Annotated in this window: 16 protein-coding genes; 9 read left to right on the plus strand and 7 right to left on the minus strand. The window is 38.1% G+C overall.

What is annotated here, in order from left to right:
- Positions 1–265: 265 nt before the first annotated feature.
- The 5 genes from MUW73_RS00220 to rsmH are packed head-to-tail and all read right to left on the minus strand — an operon-like array spanning position 266 to position 5,660.
- Entirely contained in the window at positions 266–1,393 is a 1,128-nt protein-coding gene (locus tag MUW73_RS00220; protein ID WP_243575129.1) for a cysteine desulfurase family protein, read from the minus strand.
- Between the two features lie 3 nt (positions 1,394–1,396).
- Positions 1,397–1,948, minus strand: a complete 552-nt coding sequence (locus MUW73_RS00225) for a DUF6913 domain-containing protein (protein WP_243018478.1) — start codon at positions 1,946–1,948, stop codon at positions 1,397–1,399.
- Positions 1,945–3,945 (minus strand): NAD-dependent DNA ligase LigA, encoded by a 2,001-nt coding sequence (gene ligA, locus MUW73_RS00230; protein ID WP_243018476.1) that lies wholly within the window; start codon positions 3,943–3,945, stop codon positions 1,945–1,947. The genes MUW73_RS00225 and ligA overlap by 4 nt, the downstream gene beginning before the upstream one ends.
- On the minus strand, positions 3,945–4,673 hold the full coding sequence (locus MUW73_RS00235) for a ZIP family metal transporter (RefSeq protein WP_243018475.1): 729 nt from the start codon (positions 4,671–4,673) through the stop codon (positions 3,945–3,947). Before MUW73_RS00235 ends, ligA begins: the two co-directional genes overlap by 1 nt.
- A gap of 39 nt (positions 4,674–4,712) precedes the next feature.
- On the minus strand, positions 4,713–5,660 hold the full coding sequence (gene rsmH, locus MUW73_RS00240) for a 16S rRNA (cytosine(1402)-N(4))-methyltransferase RsmH (RefSeq protein ID WP_243018474.1): 948 nt from the start codon (positions 5,658–5,660) through the stop codon (positions 4,713–4,715).
- Between the two features lie 335 nt (positions 5,661–5,995).
- Between rsmH and MUW73_RS00245 the strand changes: the two genes are divergently transcribed.
- Positions 5,996–7,393 carry a sodium:solute symporter family transporter gene (locus MUW73_RS00245; protein WP_243575130.1) on the plus strand — a complete coding sequence of 466 codons (1,398 nt, stop codon included), beginning with the start codon at positions 5,996–5,998 and terminating at the stop codon, positions 7,391–7,393.
- A 211-nt stretch (positions 7,394–7,604) separates the two neighbouring features.
- On the opposite strand, the gene MUW73_RS00250 is transcribed toward MUW73_RS00245, so the two are convergent.
- Both MUW73_RS00250 and MUW73_RS00255 read right to left on the minus strand, forming a co-directional pair.
- A complete protein-coding gene (locus tag MUW73_RS00250; protein WP_243018048.1) occupies positions 7,605–8,069 on the minus strand; it encodes a YcgN family cysteine cluster protein in 465 nt (154 codons plus the stop codon).
- A 134-nt stretch (positions 8,070–8,203) separates the two neighbouring features.
- On the minus strand, positions 8,204–10,261 hold the full coding sequence (locus MUW73_RS00255; protein ID WP_243575131.1) for an HD domain-containing protein: 2,058 nt from the start codon (positions 10,259–10,261) through the stop codon (positions 8,204–8,206).
- Between the two features lie 451 nt (positions 10,262–10,712).
- On the opposite strand from MUW73_RS00255, the gene MUW73_RS00260 reads away from it, so the two are divergent.
- The 8 genes from MUW73_RS00260 to MUW73_RS00295 all read left to right on the plus strand — a co-directional run bounded on the left by MUW73_RS00260 (position 10,713) and on the right by MUW73_RS00295 (position 19,850).
- On the plus strand, positions 10,713–11,543 hold the full coding sequence (locus tag MUW73_RS00260) for a diaminopimelate epimerase (RefSeq protein ID WP_243018046.1): 831 nt from the start codon (positions 10,713–10,715) through the stop codon (positions 11,541–11,543).
- A gap of 160 nt (positions 11,544–11,703) precedes the next feature.
- Positions 11,704–12,936: a M16 family metallopeptidase gene (locus MUW73_RS00265; RefSeq protein ID WP_243018045.1), complete on the plus strand. Its 1,233-nt coding sequence runs from the start codon at positions 11,704–11,706 to the stop codon at positions 12,934–12,936.
- A gap of 35 nt (positions 12,937–12,971) precedes the next feature.
- Positions 12,972–14,306, plus strand: coding sequence for a signal recognition particle protein (ffh, locus tag MUW73_RS00270; RefSeq protein ID WP_243018044.1), 1,335 nt, complete (start codon positions 12,972–12,974; stop codon positions 14,304–14,306).
- Between the two features lie 142 nt (positions 14,307–14,448).
- Positions 14,449–14,775 (plus strand): 30S ribosomal protein S15, encoded by a 327-nt coding sequence (gene rpsO / locus MUW73_RS00275; RefSeq protein ID WP_243018043.1) that lies wholly within the window; start codon positions 14,449–14,451, stop codon positions 14,773–14,775.
- Positions 14,776–14,986: 211 nt separating this feature from the next.
- Complete coding sequence (gene pnp / locus MUW73_RS00280) at positions 14,987–17,140, plus strand: polyribonucleotide nucleotidyltransferase (protein WP_243575132.1); 2,154 nt, start codon at positions 14,987–14,989, stop codon at positions 17,138–17,140.
- 34 nt (positions 17,141–17,174) lie between these two features.
- Positions 17,175–18,038: a sigma-70 family RNA polymerase sigma factor gene (locus tag MUW73_RS00285; RefSeq protein ID WP_243018041.1), complete on the plus strand. Its 864-nt coding sequence runs from the start codon at positions 17,175–17,177 to the stop codon at positions 18,036–18,038.
- 1 nt (position 18,039) lies between these two features.
- Positions 18,040–18,975 carry a thioredoxin-disulfide reductase gene (gene trxB, locus MUW73_RS00290; protein ID WP_243018040.1) on the plus strand — a complete coding sequence of 312 codons (936 nt, stop codon included), beginning with the start codon at positions 18,040–18,042 and terminating at the stop codon, positions 18,973–18,975.
- A gap of 23 nt (positions 18,976–18,998) precedes the next feature.
- Positions 18,999–19,850 (plus strand): DMT family transporter, encoded by an 852-nt coding sequence (locus MUW73_RS00295; protein WP_243018039.1) that lies wholly within the window; start codon positions 18,999–19,001, stop codon positions 19,848–19,850.
- Positions 19,851–20,150 lie beyond the last annotated feature (300 nt).

Consider the following 20,150-nt stretch of genomic DNA (forward strand, 5'->3'; position numbering starts at 1 on the left):
TCAGCTCTACGACAGGGATAAACAAAAAAGTGTCTGTTTCTGACACTGGTAAAAAATGAATTTTTTAAAGCTACTTTTTGCTCGATCAAAAAGTAGCCAAAAAATCAAGCGCTGATGAAAAAAGGGCGCGTTTTTTTCCTAGCATAAGCCATAGTGGTGAACGAAAACGATGTGTTCAGGTTACTGGTAAAAGTGGCCACACAGAACTTGCCTGCTACGCAGGTTTCAAACAACTTGTTTAGCCTACAGTAGCGCAACAACCTGACTACTTTGTATAGAGTTTGGTTAACAAGGCAACTGTATTTTCAATTTCTTCAAAGCTGGTATATTTACTAAATGAAAAACGTATAGCGTGTTTGGTTTCTTTTTGCAAAGCAGCTATAACAGGTGAACCTAAAGCACTACCACTTGTACAGGCACTGCCTGTAGAGACGGCTATACCATGAATATCTAAATGGTAGACCAGCATATCATGCGCTTTCGAGCCAGGTAATGAAATATTTAATAGATTAGGGCTGCTTTTAGTTAAGCTTGCGCTATGGCCATTAAAGATGATATCAGGAATATGGCTTTTTAGTAATGTGATCATATGTTCCTTAATAGCTAACAAATGGGCTACCACTTTTGATCTATCCCGAAAAACAATTTCTAATGCTTTAGCCATGCCAACAATATAGGCTACGTTTTCCGTTCCGCCACGCATATTTAACTCTTGGCTACCTCCAGTAATGAGTGGGGCAACAGCAACCTTACCACTTATATAGACAAAGCCAATCCCTTTGGGACCATGTACTTTATGAGCAGAGCCTAAGGCAAGGTCACAAGGTAAACAATCAAGCAAGCCAGAATAAATGCTTTGAATAGTATCTGAATGCAAAAATGCACCGTATTGTTGGCAAAGCTGGTGAATAGCCTCTATATCTGTTATATTACCTATTTCATGATTGACTTGCATAAAACTGACCAAGGCATGGGGATGTGTTTTTAACCACGCTTCTACTTCATCCAACCCAAACTCACCCATTTGGTTAACCCCAATATAGGACAGCTGAATCTTACCCTGTTGGGCTAACGCTTCTAGTGGCATCCGCACTGCAAGATGCTCTAATGGAGAAGTTAAAACATGAGCAATTGGCATCGCCTCTATAATGCCCCTTAATAACATATTATTCCCTTCTGTACCTCCAGCAGTAAACAATATTTCAGAAGGCGAAACTTTGAACAAGTTGGCTATTTTTTTTCTGGCTTTTTCAAGCGCTGCTTTAGCCTGACAACCATAACGATGCACAGAGGAGGGATTACCACAAAAACCCGCCATATAGGGCATCATAGCGGCCAATACTTCTTCATCTAATTGGGTAGTAGCTGCATTATCTAAATAAACATTCATCATTCTTTACCCTGCCATACATTCGGTATAGTGCAACATCTGCTTAGCTAGTCTTTTAATGTCTTCAATAGGATTGGTCCGACTTACCTTTACCATGACTTCAAATAGATTTCTGCGTGTAGCTTCAAAATGACCTACCCGACACTTAGCTTGATGTTTAGCTACAATACAATCTAAAACTGAATTAGTACTCAAATCTAGATGAAATAGATAATCAAAAGGGGTTTCTACAAACTTTTTGATGCGGTTGTTTTCTATCTTCCCTAAAATAGTAATCGCATGATGGCCAAAAGCATAACGTAAATGGCTAGTGGCATGGGCACGGTCTTTTCCTGTAGTATAACAGAGCACGCTAACTTGTTTATCCAAGTTTTTTAAATCTCGAATAAAACGTTGTACCACCTCATGCTTGGCAGGAGTTTCATAACTATATAGTACGCCTATGGTAGTTGCTTGATTTAACCCTACATTACTGCGGGTAGCCTTCCTATTTTTTAAGCTAAAATGGGTAACTATGCCTAAAATAAAAAACTTAAAAATTGCATATAAATGCATCATGGTAGCATCTTTATAATATCATTTTCTTCTAAAATGGGAATTTCCCATTGTTTGGCTTTAGCTAACTTGGATGGACCCGCTTTGCTTCCTACTACCAAGTAGTGGACTTTAGCAGAAACAGCAGATAAGACCCTCCCTCCTGCTGCCTCAATTAATTTAGTTAATTCTTTTCTTGTAACCCTTTGAAAGGTACCCGATATAACAAATTGTTTTGAGGATAATGGCCATAAAACCTCAACACTTTCTGGAAGAGCAAACTGTAAACCGGCAGCTTGAAGCCCACTAATAATCGCTTTTTGGTAAGGGTCTTGCAAGTAATCGAGTATACTCTGAACAATCTTTTCTCCAATATCAGGTACCTGTAACAGCTCTGCTTGAGTAGCTTGTTGCAACCGCTGCATTGATCTAAAGTGTCTGGCTAGTTTTTTAGCTACCGTTTCGCCTACATGCTTAATGCCCAAGGCAAACAATAGGCTATCAAAAGGCTTTGTTTTTGAAGCTTCAATATTAGTTAATAATTTTTGTGTGGATAGTGCTTGAAATCTTTCTAAAGATTGGACTGACTCATAACGCAATGTATACAAATCTGCTACATTTTGAACCAATTTAGCCTGTAACAATGCCTCAATGGTTTGAGGCCCTAAGGTATGAATATCCATAGCTTTGCGATGCGCAAAATGCAATAAAGCACCTTTTAACTGGGGCACACATTGCTGCTTATTAGGACAATAGTAAGCCACTGTTCCTTCCTCTCGATGAAGTGGCGTACCACAAGCAGGGCATTGGCGAATAAAAACAACAGTTTTGCTGCTTTTCTTACGGGAAGAAAGGTCTACACCAACTACCTGGGGAATAATCTCTCCTCCTTTTTCAATAAAAATCTTGTCGCCCAAATGGAGATCTTGCCTAGCTAACGCATCTGCATTATGCAAAGAAGCACGGCAAACTATAGTCCCCGCTAATGCAATCGGCTTAAAATGAGCTACTGGCGTAATAGCACCTGTTCTGCCTACTTGAAAAGTTACCTCTTCCAAAGTAGAATGAGCCATTGCTGGCTGGTATTTATAGGCAATCGCCCAACGTGGCGATTTGGAAGTTATACCAATCCTATGTTGTTGATCAAGATTATTTACTTTGATTACTATACCATCCACATCAACCGGTAAATTTTGCTTATGTTCAGCCCAGTAATGAATATAGTCCATTATTGCTGTAATATTAGTACATACTTTATAGATAGGCGCAACAGAGAAGCCTAAAGTGACCAGCAAAGCCAAAGCAGCTTCTTGGGTAGGACACATATAAGATGATGCATAAAAACTATACCCATAAAATGCTAATGGACGCTCTTTAACTAAAGCTACATCTAGTGATTTTAATGTACCTGCGGTAATGTTACGAGGGTTAGCCCATAAAGCTTCTCCTCTTGCTTTACGCATACGATTTAATTCCGTAAAAACAGCCTTAGGCATAAAGGCCTCTCCACGCACTTCAAATGAGGCAGATGGGGGATCTTGAATTTTTTGGGGTAAAGGCAAACATTGACAAACATGGCGAGTTACATCATCTCCTTTTTCCCCATCACCACGTGTAACAGCACCTACCAAATGGCCATTTTCATAATGAATGCTCAGGGCCACACCATCTATTTTAGGTTCACATATAAAATCTATAGTCCCATGCGGAACCATTTTTTTGACCCTTGTAATAAATTGTTCTACTTCTTTTTCTGAATAGGTTTTAGCTAAAGAGAGCATAGGGGTTTGGTGATAAACCACTTTAAACCCTTTAGAAGGATATTCTCCAATCACTTCAGTTGGAGAGTCAGGGAGCTTTAAATGGGGGTAAGCCTGCTCTAACTGAGTCAATCTTTCTACTAATTGGTCATAGGCATAATCAGAAATTAGCGAAATTCCTTTTTGGAAGTAACACGCATTGTAGTAGCGAATGGAATTTACTAAATGTTTGATTTCTTTACTGATGTCAGATGTTTCCATTACAATAAAAATTCGACCAATGCCGCCAATCCAGCTCCAAGTAAACAAATCCACAAAGTAAACCGGTTCGAATGATGATTGGGACTGGCTTCAAAGAGCATGGTGGCTGAAATGTACAAAAAATTACCCGTTACAATGGCCAGTAATATGGTGCTACCACCATCAGAAAGATGGTGGTTAAGATAACTACTTAGACAGAGCCCTACTGGAGAGGCTAAAGAAAATAGCCCTAAATAGCTTAACATACGTCTTATGGATAGACTAAAGCCACGTAATACACTCATTAAAGCAAAGGCTTCTAAAAATTTATGCAACATCATGCCCAGTAAAAGCCCTTCTCGGTTCGCATCATGCCCATGACCATGTGCCAAAAGGGTGCCATCTAAAAGCGCATGCAATGCGATAGAGCTTAAAAAAGAAAATATTTTATAATTTTTCACACCACAATGGTCTGGAGTTGGAGCCATAGAATGGCCATGCTCTACGCCAGCACTAAAGTTTTCAATAAAACGCTGAAAAAAAAAACCTATCATAATATAACCACCAATATAGAGTGGCCTAACTTGGGAAATAAAAAGCTCAGGCATTAGATGTAACAAAGTATTGGCCAATAGGTAACCACCCGAAAAGGTTAACAAGCGTGGTAATAGCTTGATGGAAGATTGCCCAGTAACAATTAAGCCACCCAGTAATGCTGAAAACAAAAGTGCAAAAAATTCTATAGCCATTATCTATTTATTCATGATGGTTAAAAGGTCAAGAGATCTTTATATGCTTCTTATTTGAGCCGGTGATGCAACACGTACAGCTATCCGTAACCGTGCACTTCGGGCACGATTATTGCGGTGCACCTCCTCTATAGAAGGTGTAAAAGGCTTTTTTTGTAATGGAACAAAAGGACGTAACAGATTACCGTACCCATCTTGTTGCCGTTCTCCCCGTACATTACCTGTATTGAAAAAGTTTTTAACCAATCGATCCTCTAAAGAATGGTAAGCAATAATGGCCAAACGTCCTTTGGGTTTAATCAGTTCAACACTACGCTCTAACAACCTTTCTAACTCAACTAGTTCATTATTTACTTCAATACGAAATGCTTGAAATACTTTTGCAAAATATTGATTTACTTTTAGATTAGGGGCGAATGGTTCAACAATAGCCTTCAATTGGTAAGTAGTGAGAATAGGCGACTGGTCGCGTACGCTGATAATAGCCTGAGCAATAGCAGCTGCATTAGCTACTTCTCCATAGCTATGCAATAAGTGGATTAACTGCTCCAGTCTATAGGTATTGACGACGTGCTGCGCTGAATGTGGGCCATTTGGATCCATTCGCATATCTAATTTACCATCAAATCGAGTAGAAAAACCACGTTCAGGCCTATCTATTTGGTGAGAAGAGGTACCTAAGTCTGCTAGTAGACCATCTAGCTGTTCCACGCCATAGAAGTTTAGAAATTCCTTAGCAAAACGAAAAGAGGTTCTAATAAAAGTTAAAGGTTTATCTGTAAAAGACTGGGCAATCCTAGCAGCCTCTGGGTCCCTATCAAAGGCAAATAAACGGCCGCTAGAAAGGTTTTCAATGATTTTCTTTGCATGGCCCCCCCCTCCAAAAGTAAGGTCTGCATAGTTTCCAGTTGGTACTATAGCCAATCCTTCTATCACCTCATCCAGCATCACTGGTATGTGATAGCCCTCTGAAATAGTTGTAACCATGTATTAAGCCTTGTAAGTTTTAAATTACTGGTAAAGGTAATCAGACTATTTGAAAATACAAATAGACCTCTTGCAAAACAAATAAAGTTATAATTTGTTGACCAGATTGGTAAAAAATGAATTTTTCATGTTACTTCTTGCTTAGTACAAAAGCAATCAAGCTCTCCTAGTTGTCTATTTATCTAGGTAAATATTTCATATTATTAGACGTTTATATTAAATTAATTTATTGTTGTAAGTTGTTTTCACTTGTTTAAACCTAAAGAAAACATAATCTCAGGTGTATCTTACCAAATTTTTATTTACGATTTCGTATCGTTTTCATTATTTATACTATGAGCAGTTGCAATATTGCCCTTACGATGGTAATAGTTTTTTTACTATTACTCTTGGGTATTGGTATTTTTTTTACTAGAATATCAACTTCATTTAGAGAATATGTTTTAGGAAATCAAGAGCTGCATACCCCTCCTTTGGTAGGTACGCTACTGGCGCTTATCTATGGAGGAGGACGGCTAATGATTGGTGTAGAACAGATCCATAATTTTGGACTTTCTTGGGTGTTTTTTATACTTGCCACCAGCGTTTTTCCTTACTGGTTGATCAGTTGGTTATCGCTACGTATGAGGCCATTTATGCATAACCTCTCTATGTCAGAGAGTATAGGTAGGGTCTATGGTAAATATCCCAGGATGGTAACAGGTTTAGCCAACATTGGTTTGGCTATTTTTACTATTTCTATTCAAATTAATGTAATGTCGCGATCGATCAGTATGTGTATAGACTCAGTTGATCGGCGTATTATCACTATCTGCGCCATCTTGATTCTGGTTTTTTATGCCCGTATTGGCGGGCTACGTATCATTACTTTTACAGATGTAGCACAAATCTTTGTTTTTTTTATTATCATTCCTTTTTTGGCTTTCTCTATATTTGAAGCAACTGGTAAGCCCAAAATGCTATCTTTGTTACGAACAAAAGAAATGTTTGCGTTTGATAAATTATGGCAATGTGAACCTAAACAGTTGGCTGTTTTTGCCCTGTTTCTCTCTAGTCTAGTAGTCAATATCAATCCCCCTGTTATACAGAAAATCTATATGTCTGCCGATTGCTTACAAGCCGGGATGGTTTTCTTCTTTACTAGTATTTTTAGTCTTTTTATATCGGTTTTTATAATTTTAATTGGTTTATATAGTTTGATAGCTGCACCCCACTTATTGGCAACAGAAGTATGGATTTATATAATGGCCCATATTGCCCCCATTTTTAAAGGGTTTGTCGTCATCAGCTTGTTAACTATGGCTATTTCTACAGCTGATACTTACTTAAATAGTTGTTGCGTTATGTTCAGTAATGATATCGTAAGTAGTATGATGACTAAAAAGCCAGTATCTTATAATCGCCAACTGCGCCTGGCTAAAGTAACTGCGCTTTTTGTAGGTGTTATAACGATCATAGTTAGTTTTTCCTGTAGCGATTTATTTTCTTTATTCAAATTTCGTTTTGATTGCTTCATACCTATCGTAACGGCTCCTTTTATATTAGCTATTCTGGGTTTTCGAGGTAGCTCTCCTACTGCTTTGATTGGTATGGCTACAGGTCTATTGACTATTTTGAGTTGGAACAAATGGATTGAACCAGCTACAACTATAAACGGCTCTTGTATGGCTATGATCGCCAATGGAATGGCCATGATGGCTGCTCATTATCTACTACCCAAACAAAAAAAATAGTTTCCGCTCATCCAATGGCTTATGCTAGGAAAAAACGCGCCTTTTTTTCATCAGCACTTGATTTTTTGGCTACTTTTTGATCAAGCAAAAAGTAAAATAAAAAACGCATAATCAAATAAAAATAATTAAAAACTCCTTAAGTTGACGCCATTTCCTGAACAGATACAAAAAATAGGATGGTGATAGATTCACTGGATCTATCACAAGCAGGTTAGTTGGCCGGTTCCTCTAATAAATAGGCTATAATAGGTCTATTGACCAAGGCTGGGTGTACAACAAAGCTTTTAACAGAATTTCCACTTTTAATGGTAGATTTCGGATCTTTAGTAATCAATGGATGCCAATCAGGTAGTGGTTTTTTTTCTTTAACAAGGCGATAGGCACAACTTTTAGGTAGCCAAGTAATAGTTTTAAGATTGCTAGGATTCAGCTTAATACAATCATCAACATAACGAAAACGTTCTTTATAGTTGGAACATTGACAAGTACGGGTATTGAGTAACCGACAACAAATCTTTGTAGTACGCACTTGTTGGCTTACTGCATCTTCTATTTTAAGCAAGCAGCATTTACCACAGCCATCACACAAGGACTCCCATTGTGGTGCAGTCATTTCGTTTAATGGGGTATTAAGCCAAAATTTTTCTTTTTCATCACTTTCGTCACTTGTATACATAACTTTTTAAATATAAAAACAATATAAAAATTAGATGATTTCCAGCTCTAAAACCCACCTTAAAGCTAGAAAAGTAGCTTGAATATAAAAGCATCTTATTTTTTGTATTTGTTCAAAACATGGGTAAAAACACCTTACCTTGTTTCAAAACACATTTTTAATGCATCTTGAGCTGCCATTTCCAATGCTTCTACGATATGGCTATCTAAATATTTCTTTGCCAGGCAAATATCTACAGTAAGCGTTTCTTTGGCCATATCTGCTACTTGCACTTTATGGGTATAACCATAAGCGTGGCGTAAATCATAGAGCCGCTCAGCCAATTTAATACAAAGCACAAAGAGCTGATCTCGGTTAACCACCTTATTACGGTGGTTATCCAGATAAAGCCCAGAGGGCTCTATCTCTTGGCGTTCATTGATGGATACAATAGACTGTACAAAGGAAAAAATAGCTAGATTATAATTAGCTTTAATATAAGAAAGTGGTAAATCAGTATAAATAATTAAATCATAGAGCAAAGCAGCATAGATTGGTTCGGGAAGATAAGCGACCCAATCTGTTACTAATCGAGCAATCCCTACCGCACGAACATAAAACAATTCTCCTGATACATGTCGCCTAAAAGCATAACAACGCCTTAGCAATAACAATATTTCATCGATTACACCTATGTGAACAGCAGACATCTTACAAGCATAATCTTTAAATCTGGTTAATACCATCATGGAAGCATCCATTTCACTTTTGGTCACAAAACTCTTTGAAGGAGTCACATTATTAATCATCTCGTCTCGAACAAGTGTTACATCACAAGGCAGCACCAGTAAAATAGCCTTTTCTTTAGCAGAGGGAAATTGCAGATAACCATAGTGGGCACGCACGATCCGTTCTATTGGTTTTTTTTGCACATTTATACCTTCTGAAACTAGCTGGTTAAGTGTTCCCATAACCTCCATCCCTTCAGTGATATCTTCATAATGCGTCTTAATAGCAGGTAATGTTGCTACAGAGGCATCCGCACTACTAATCATGAACCCTATAGCTGGAAAGGCTATTTCTGGGGGACGTTGTGTTTTAATAGGGCCATATTTATGGTATTTTAATCGAGTAGCATGCATATGAATGCGTATAGATTCACTTTGATCTGGATGAGCAGTACGTAAAATAACAGAGACCAATAAATGGATAAGTTGACTAACATCACATACAATTTTACTTTGAAAATCAATATTTTTTTCTACTATTATCAGCTTTGGAACGGATGCTGCCGAACCATTTAAATAAATTTGTAATTGCTCTATCAGTTCATTTAGGCCAATTGCAGTTGGTAACAATGGTAAATGCGCTTGAGATTTAGCATGTTGCTTCAAAAATATAGACCATAAGGCGAACTTATTCATAATAGTTGATAGATCTTCCTTATAAAGAGGATCATCTTCTAAAAAGCAAGCCGACTCCATCACATCTTTGACCACTTTTTTTAAAAAAGTGGTATCTTTTTCTGAATAGCCTTCGGTAGCGTTGATATGTAAATTATGCATAACCTGTTTTAGCTTTAAATTATAATCTTTTTCTCGTTGCAACTTTGCTTTATTCCTTAAGTAGCGGTTATGCGCTCTATAATCAGTTACTTGGATTTTAGTATAAATAATCATCGTAAAAATCAATATACTGAATCCGAATAAAGACATTACATCATCTGTGAATACCATCAAATTACCCACACAATAAAAGACATATATGATGGCACACACCATAGTTACCAGCATTGTTATGGCTAAACGCAACGGAAATATAAATAAGATTACAGATAACTGCGCTATAGATAACTTTAATAGAAATGCATAATCGGCTAGACGCCACCAATGCCAAAGTAAATTTATAGGCAAACAAAAAATGGCACCTATGAGCCACAATCTACTAATTTCCCAAGATGGAACTTCTTTTTTAGAAACAATTGCATAGCCTATAAGCCAAAAACCTGCAGCAAATTGGAGCGTATACCAATACATAAGGCCCTTACCTAGATAACTTAATACAGCAGTCATGATTATAACATAACAGCCAGTATATCCTATTAAGAAATTGCTTGGCTTGAGTTTAATGAGCTGTTCTTTTGCAGCAGAAGATCTCAGAAATAAAAAAGAGACAGTTATAAGGATAAGGATGAGGGCTTGAAATGGCAACATAAACAAGAGCATAAAAAACTATACAGTAAATCCGAAAATGGAGACCAGTATAAGCATTTTTATTATACAGTCAAAGATTGTGATTTACTTGTATACATTGAACTATCGAATCAGATATTCAATAAAATTAATATATTATTTTAATTTTGAAATCATTGTTTTTTGGCAATTGAAAAGGCATTTTTCTTTTACTTGTTACTTGATTAAAAAGTAGTATGAAAAAGCCTTTATAAAAATTGTTACAAGCAGACACCTTAGAGCTAAAAATGACCCATCTGCTAATCCTAGTATCATATCGCTCAATAGCGACCTGCTACTTCCAGCCCTATTAAGTTAAGCTAATCTTACTTAACAAAAACGTACACGACAAATATTAAATGTTCAACACAATATTTGTATCTTGTAAAGCTGTTTAGTGAGTTAGTTTGTAACCTCTTTAAAGGGTATCTATATGCAACTTAAATTTGCCAAGTACCAAGCTACTGGAAATGATTTTATTCTGATTAATAATTCTCAAGGCCTATCCTATACATATGACCCTATCCTAACCAAGCAACTTTGTCATAGACAGTTTGGGATTGGGGCAGATGGTATCATTACCATTGAAAAAAAAGTAGGCTATGATTTTGGCCTACTACACTATAACGCAGATGGCAGCCAAGGGGGGGGGTTATGTGCTAATGGAAGCAGGGCGGCACTACACTACGCACATCAATTAGCCATCATCGATCAAAAAGCTGATTTTGTGGCTATAGATGGCCCACACACAGGATATATAAATAATGATCTGGTTTATCTAACCTTTCAAGATATAGATAGGATTGAAAAATTAGATGAAGGCTATTTTTTAGACAATGGTACACGCCATTACGTAGAGATGGTAGATACTATTCAAGCGGTTGATATGCAAGTAGTTGGGTTTCCAAGAAGAAATAGACACCCGTTTGAAAAAGAGGGGGTTAATCTTAACTTTATGCAATTAACAGAAAAAAACACGATACTGGTCCGCACGTGTGAATGTGGATTGGAGTCAGAGCCATTATCTTGTGGCACAGGAGTAGTCGCTAGCGCAATAGTGGCCAGTGCCTATTATGGTTTAAATAGTCCTATACAAGCCATCACCAAAGGGGGTAGCTTGCAAGTAACTTTTAGGCCACTATCTGGTGATCGTTTCGTTGATATTCAGCTAATTGGAAGCGTTTGTCAAACCTTTCAAGGCATCGTTAACCTAACCACTCTAGCTCCCATGAACCTTTTTTCAAAGCGCTACTTCTGCTGGTAGGTTTACACTTGGATCCCGTGCTCAAATTACGCCTAGTAGATGGCGGTTTTGCGCTCCGTTTCTTACACCAATGGCTGCAGCATAAGCAACCTTTCAAAAGAAAACTATGATTCGATGTCATGCACTATAGCGATTTTTTTATTTAGCTCTATAATTTAAGATGATTCATTTTGAACAATTTAGGTTGTCCAATGGCTTAGAAGTTATTGTACATGAAGATCCAACCAGCCACATTGCCGTAATGAACCTTATGTATGATGTAGGGGCTCGAGATGAGGATCCTTTAAAAACAGGTTTTGCTCACTTGTTTGAACATTTAATGTTTGGTGGGTCTTGTAACATTCCCATTTATGATACCCCATTACAACAAGTAGGGGGTTCCAATAATGCTTATACCACCACAGATTTAACCAATTATTATTGCGCCCTGCCTGCTGTTAACCTAGAAACCGCCTTTTGGCTTGAGTCCGACCGGATGCTCGGGCTTGCATTTAATGAAAAATCACTCGAAATACAACGAAAAGTAGTTATAGAAGAGTTTAAAGAACATTACCTCAACCAACCTTATGGTGATGCATGGCACCATTTAACCAATATGGCCTATACCACCCATCCTTACAAATGGCCCACTATTGGTCAATCATTAAACCACATAGAACAGGCTACTATGGATGATGTAAAAGCCTTTTATTACAAATTTTATAGGCCCAACCAGGCCATTTTAGTGGTGGCAGGCAAGGTAACCCAACAACAAGTAGCCACATTGTGTAAAAAATGGTTTGAACCCATTCCAGCTGGCCCCGCATACCATCGATCCTTGCCTCAAGAACCAGAACAAGTAGCAGCCAGACGAAAAATAGTGCAGGGTGATGTACCCTTTCCTATACTCTATAAAGCCTATCATATGCCAGGAAAAGGGATGGCAGGTTACTATGCCGCAGAAGTATTATGCAACCTACTCAGTGAAGGAAAGTCTGCTTTGCTACCTGCAAACCTTGTAGAAAAACAAGCCCTTTACACCAGAATAGATGCCTATATGACGGAATCGTTCGACCCAGGCCTATTGGTGATTAGTGGCAGTTTGACGCCAAAAGTTTCCTTTGAGGAAGCAGAAACCGCTTTACTAGAAGTATTAAAGCAAGTAGAGACTACCACCACTATCACCTTAGAAAAGGTAAAAAATCAAATGGAAACACACATGCTATTTGGCCAGGTAAATCTAGTACATCGTGCACAAGAATTGGCATTAGCCACTTTAGAGGGTGATACCAACTTGGTAAACAAGAAAATTGAGTATATTAGGCAAGTTGACTTAGAAACGGTCCAAGCAATCGCCAAAAAGATTTTACAAGAACAAAATTGTAGCACGCTCCACTACCAAACAATTCCATAAAGTAAAGTAACAGGAATAAAAAAATTAAATATGTTATGTTTGAAAGTCTTAGTAAGAACCTAGAAAAAGCCATAAAGTCTTTAAAAGGGCAAGGCCGTATTACAGAAATAAATATTGCTTCTACTATAAAGGAAATTCGTAGAAGTCTGGTTCAAGCAGATGTGCACTATAAAGTAGCCAAGCAAGTTACAGATGCTATTAAGCAACAAGCGATTGGAACCAATGTGATTACATCCGTTTCGCCGGGTCAACTCTTTACAAAGTTGGTACAAGATGCCTTAACAGATTTAATGGGTGGCCTACAGGCTGAAGTTCGTCTCACGGGCCATCCAGCCATTATACTCTTGGCCGGATTACAAGGGGCTGGAAAAACAACCTTAGCAGCTAAGTTAGCTCATTACTACCAAAAAAAAAATAAAATACCCCTCCTAGTGGCTTGTGATGTCTATAGACCGGCAGCAGCTGACCAACTGGCCAAACTAGGTGCAGGGCTTAGTATAAGTGTGTATACAGAACCAGAAGAAAAAAATCCTCATACTATTGCGAAAAATGCTATTCAAGAGGCAAAAAATAAAGGCATAGACCTTGTTATCATAGATACCGCAGGTCGTTTGTCGATTGATGAAAAGATGATGCAGGAAATCTGTATGCTTAAACAAGCGTTAAAACCCGCTGAAACACTTTTTGTAGTGGACGCCATGGCAGGCCAAGATGCAGTTACCACTGCACAAGCTTTTAATGAGCAACTTAACTTTGACGGAGTAGTACTTACTAAACTAGATGGAGATGCCCGTGGAGGTGCCGCACTTTCTATTCGTAGTGTAGTAGCCAAACCTATAAAGTTTATCAGTACGGGTGAAAAAATGCAAGATCTAGATCTTTTTCATCCAGACCGTATGGCTAGCCGTATTCTAGGGATGGGAGATGTAATCTCTTTTGTAGAACGTGCAGAACAAGTATATAATGTAGAACAACAACGCAAATTACATCAAAAAATAAAAAGCAACCAATTTAATTTAGAAGATTTAGCCAAACAAATCGAACAAATTAAAAAAATGGGCAATCTAAAAGAAATGGTTAGCATGTTACCCGGGTTGGGCAACGCACTACAAGACATACCTTTAAACGATGATTTATTTAAAAACTGTCAGGTAATCATAGCCTCTATGACACCTAAGGAAAGAAGAAATCCCGATATTATTGACCGAAGTCGCCGTGAACGCATCGCACAGGGCAGTGGCAAAACGACACAAGAGGTGAATCAATTGCTGAAACAGTTTGATATGATAGCCAAAATGATGAAAAAAGTACATAAAGACGGATTTAATATGTTGGCTAACATACCAAGACTACTTAAAAAAACAAGGTAAGGCCATGTTTATGCTACTTGTTATAACAAAAAGGCTGCCTATTACTACTATAGCGCTTAATAGATAGATACCTCAAATTTGGTAATAGGTAATTTTATAGTTAAATTTGGCTAGGCCAAGTTTAAATTTACTGTAAAACATTATGAAATTGACCAATCAAAATAACGAAAATAAAGAAGCTCTTTTTAAGACTTTTGTATTCGACCATTCCGATAAGGGAAATCTTTTTAAAACCTTTGGATTAAAAAAATCTGAGCAAGACAGCGGCTCTTATGAATCACAAATTGCGCTCCTTACCTATGAAATCAAGCATTTAACAACACATCTGAAGGTTAACAAAAAGGATCATTCTGCCAAATATGGCCTTGCCAAAAAAGTTGGTAAACGCAAGAAACTCATTAAAAAATTTAAAGAAGCAGCACTAACTCGTTACAGAACTATAATCACGGAACTTGGCTTAAGAAAGTAATAGTTTTTTTAAAACCCATTTTTCTAATGGTAGCTTTTGGTGACAAACTTTGTCTATCCTCGTTAAATAGATTGACTATTTTGCGATGTTCGACTAAACTTCTCCTAAAGCCTCCCCATCATAAATAGATTTTGAAAACAGTCTAGCGTAATATTTTTTGCTATTTCCAAGATTTTGTTATATTTTTTTTCTTGCGCTTTATTCTACTTATATGCTCAAAAAAGTCATTTCAAAAACAATACAATTACCCGACAATCGGGTCATTACTATAGAAACAGGTAAATTGGCTACTCAGGCCAATGGCTCTGTGCTGATTCGAATGGGTAATACGATGCTTTTAGCTGCCGTAGTAGCTAAAGAGGCTCCAGAAGAGGGAGGATTTAGTTTTTTACCTCTTTCTGTAGATTACCAAGAAAAGTTTGCTGCCTCTGGCAAAATACCTGGAGGATTTCTAAAAAGAGAAGGTAGGCTAGGAGACCATGAGGTACTCATTGCTAGATTAGTAGATCGTGCAATTCGTCCTCTTTTTCCGAAAAGATTTAATAGTGAAATTCAAATCAATATATCATTAATATCTGCTGATGAGACCATTTTACCAGATGCACTGGCTGCCTTAGCGGCCTCTTCAGCTTTATCTGTTTCTTCTATTCCATTTAATGGCCCTATTTCTGAGGTACGTGTAGCCCGTGTAAATGGTACGTTTTTAATCAATCCATCACCTAGTCTGCTTGAACAAGCTGATATAAACCTTATAGTAGCCGCTAGTGACAGTAGCATACTCATGGTAGAAGGCGCAATGAGTGAAGTGGGAGAAGCCGATATGATAGCAGCGATTCGCTATGCCCATGATGCGATTAAATTACAATGTCAGGTACAAAAAGAGCTTATGGAAGCCGTTGGCGTTGAAAAAACAATAGGCACAACGCATCATGCATCTGCTATAGTATGCTATCCAATCGCTTTGCGTGAGGCCATTTATGCCGACTTATATGCTGTTGCCAAGCAACATATACCTTCTAAAGCTTTGCGTAAAGAAGCCTTCATGGCTGTGTCAAATCGCTACAGGGAACAACTTGCCAAAGATCAAAATGGCCAAGAAGTAACTACTACGCAACAAAAAGAATGGCTAGATGAACTGGAAAATCAAGCTATTCGAGCACTTATTTTAAATGAAAACGTTCGCTTAGATGGTCGACTATTAGACCAAATTAGGCCTATTGAGTCTGAGATAGATTACCTACCATCTGCCCATGGTTCTGCCCTTTTTACAAGAGGAGAAACCCAATCGCTTACTACAGTTACCCTGGGTAGCAAATTTGATGAGCAGATTATCGATAGAGCCATGGAAGATGGCTATAACCGCTTTATGCTCCATTATAACTTTCCTGGCTTTTCTACTGGAGAAGTTAAACCCAATAGAGGGCCTTCTCGCCGTGAAATAGGACATGGTAATTTAGCTATGCGGGCCTTGAAAGCAGTCCTTCCGCCTGATAAAGAAAACTTATATACCATACGAGTAGTATCTGATATTCTTGAGTCCAATGGCTCCTCTTCTATGGCCACAGTTTGTGCCGGTTCCTTAGCATTAATGGATGCTGGTATTCCTGTTAAAGCAGCTGTTTCAGGCATTGCTATGGGCATGATTACAGATCCTACTACAGGTCGCTTTGCTGTTTTATCTGATATTCTAGGAGATGAAGATCGCATCGGTGATATGGATTTTAAAGTAACAGGTACCTATCAAGGGATTACAGCTTGCCAAATGGATATGAAAGTAGCCGGTATTTCGTATGCAATGCTGGAAAAAGCACTACACCAAGCTAAAGAAGGTAGACTACATATCCTTGAAAAAATGGCAGAAACGATAGCTGCTCCTCGCCTAGATAGTAAACCACATGCTCCTAAAATTGTCACCATAGAAGTTGAAAAAGAGATGATTGGTGCTATTATTGGACCAGGCGGCAAGGTCATACAAGAAATTCAAAAAGAAACCTTCACCAATATAGATATTGCGGAACAAGGCTATAAAGGTATTGTTACCATATTTGCTGGTAATCAAGAAATGTTAGAAAAAGCGGTTAGTAGAATCAAGACAATTACGGCCAGGCCAGTTATGGGTGAAATATATAAAGGTAAGGTCAAGTCTGTCTTAAACTATGGCGCATTTGTAGAGTTCATGCCTGGTAAGGATGGCTTTTTGCATGTTTCAGAGGTTCGTTTAGAACGTATTGAAAATCTCGAAGATGTATTAGAAGTTGGAGAAGAATTACAGGTAAAACTTATTGGTATAGAACCTAAAACAGGTAAATATAGATTATCACGTAAAGTGTTACTAGCCCCAGATGTAGTAGCAGCTGGGGGGTAAAAAGGAATGTATCCATTATTTAATTTAGGAAATCATGAGACAACTAAAGATAAGCAAACAGATTACCAATCGTGAAAGTCAATCTTTGGACAAATACCTTCAAGAAATTGGTAGAGTACCATTGCTTAGTGCTGATGAAGAGGTGGAACTTTCTAAAAAGATTAGAATGGGAGATAGAGCTGCTTTTGAAAGGCTCACCAAGGCCAATCTTCGTTTTGTTGTTTCTGTAGCCAAGCAATATCAAAATCAAGGGCTATCTTTAAGTGATTTGATTAATGAAGGTAACCTTGGTCTGATTAAATCAGCTCAGCGGTTTGATGAAAAAAGAGGATTTAAGTTTATTTCTTATGCCGTTTGGTGGATTAGACAATCTATATTGCAGGCCTTAGCCGAACAAGCCAGAATTGTTCGTTTGCCATTGAATCGGATTAGTTCGCTTAGCAAAATTTCTAGAACCTTTTCTCGTTTAGAGCAAAAGTATGAAAGAGAACCAACAGTTGATGAACTGGCTCAGTTCTTAGAGATTGATCCAGAAGAGGTTCGCAGTGCTTTAAAAGTTGCAGGACGTCACATCTCTGTAGACGCTCCCTTTTTACAAGGAGAAGAAAACAGCCTATTAGATGTGTTGGAAAGTGATGTAGAAAAAAAGCCAGATAGCGAATTAATGAATGATTCTTTGTGTAAAGAAATTCAACGTTCATTGGCAGTACTTACCCCCAGAGAACGTGATGTGCTCTGCTATTATTTTGGCCTGAACAATACAGAAATCCTAACGCTAGAAGAGATAGGTGCTCGTTTTGGCCTCACACGCGAGCGTGTGCGTCAAGTAAAAGAAAAAGGTATTAAAAAACTAAAAGCAGCAGTTAGTAGCGAAACGCTCAAATGCTACTTAGGTTAATATGATTCCTATAGAACTAGTAATTATTGGAGGTGGCCCAGCTGGTTACACGGCTGCTATTTACGCTGCCCGAGCAGGCCTCCATCCTATTCTATACCAAGGCCCAAACCCGGGTGGTCAATTAACCATTACAGGAGATGTAGAGAATTACCCGGGCTATAGAAATGGCGTCACAGGGCCTGCTATGATGCAAGACTTTCAAGCTCAAGCAGAACGATTTGGCGCCATTATCAAAAGCAGCACCATTACTAAAGTAGATTTTTCGACCTATCCGCGACAATTAACACTAGACAACGATCTGGATATACTGGCTAAGGCCGTTATTATTGCCGCTGGTGCATCGGCAAAATGGCTGGGATTACCAGCAGAAAAAAGGCTATATGGTAAAGGTGTTTCTGCCTGTGCCATTTGCGATGGCTTCTTTTTTAAGGATAAAACCGTTGTAGTGGTAGGGGGAGGTGATACAGCTGCAGAAGAATCCCTTTATCTAGCTAAGCTTTGTCAAAAAGTACATCTCTTGGTCCGTAAAGATCAAATGCGTGCCAGCAAAATTATGCAGGAACGGGTTTTTAAAAAGCCCAACATTCAAGTCTGGTTTCAGACAGAAGTCAAAGACATTATAGGCCAAGAACAAGTAGAAGCCATAGAGGTAATACATAGCCCATCTAAAGCCATTACCCTTATACAGGCAAGTGGTTTATTTGTTGCAATAGGCCATCAACCCAACACATTACCTTTTTTACCTTACATAACAGTAGATAGTCACGGTTATATCCAAACCAAGCCAAACACCACGGAGACTAATATTCCTGGTATCTTTGCAGCTGGAGACATTCAAGATCCTCAATATAGGCAAGCTGTAACAGCTGCTGGGACAGGTTGTATGGCCGCGCTAGATGCAGAACGTTTTCTACAAAAAACCAATGCTAATTGTTAAAAAAGATAAATCCTCAGAGAAAAATGCATCTTCCCAAAAACACCTATCTACCCGCATTGTTTTGGCTATGGCTTAGTATCCTTTCAAGCTGCTTAAATGATTTGGTTACCAAATACTTAATTACAGAGCTAACGGCCTGCCAAATTTGCTTTTTCCGTTTCACATTTGGTAGTTTAGTCTTAGTACCCATTATGTATCATCAGGGTATTCATTCTTTTAAGACAAAACGTCTATCCCTACATCTGTTGCGCGGTTTATTTTTATCCCTTGCAATGGGTTTATACGCCTATAGCCTAACCAGAATCAGCATGAGTAGTGCAACGGTAATAGGATTTACCCATCCTATTTTTGTGCTTATCTTAGCAAGAATTTTTCTGAAAGAATCAGTCCGTTGGCCCATATGGATGGCCACCCTGCTCGCTTGTATAGGTATGGTTTTTATTTTACGTCCTACCATGTATAACCATACTGCTTTATCCTGTATACTGGCAACAGTTGTCTTTGCCTCATTGGATATTATCAATAAAAAATATGTTGCATCTGAGCCTATTCTTTCGATGCTATTTTTTTCTAATTTAATCGCTGCCTGTTTCATGTTACCAGTAGCCTCCTGCTATTGGCACCCCCCTACCCTATTTGAACTATGCTTTTTAGCCATACTAGGTATTGGCAGCAATCTGATTCTCTATTGCTTATTAAAAGCCCTCAAGCTATCAGATGTAGCTTCTTTAGCACCAATGAAATATACTGAATGGGTTCTTTCTCTCGTATTAGGTTATATCTTTTTTAAAGAGTGGCCAAGTGTTAGTACTTGTCTGGGCGCAGGTATTATTATTTCTTGCACCGGTTTTATCGTTTATTATCAAAATCGTTAAACTAAAGAGTTGAAGCCTTGTAAAAAGCTGCGATCAGTAAGCACAGCTTACAGTAGTTTTTTGCACAGGGCTTGATTTTTTGCTTACTTTTTTATTAATAATAAAGTAAAAAAAAATCCTTACGGCTTATGTACCAATAGTGATCACTCTTAAGTGGAGGCCATTGCCTGAACAGACAATGGTGTCAACTTAAGGGATATATTTAATTGATTATTATATATAATAATATATAAAAAACGCCCCTTATAAAATAGTTGCGATCAGAAAGCGCCCCTTATAACTGAAATAGAAAAACAGCTG

Origin of the sequence: Candidatus Cardinium sp. cByotN1, from assembly GCF_022810525.1 — a bacterium.
Lineage (GTDB): Bacteria > Bacteroidota > Bacteroidia > Cytophagales > Amoebophilaceae > Cardinium.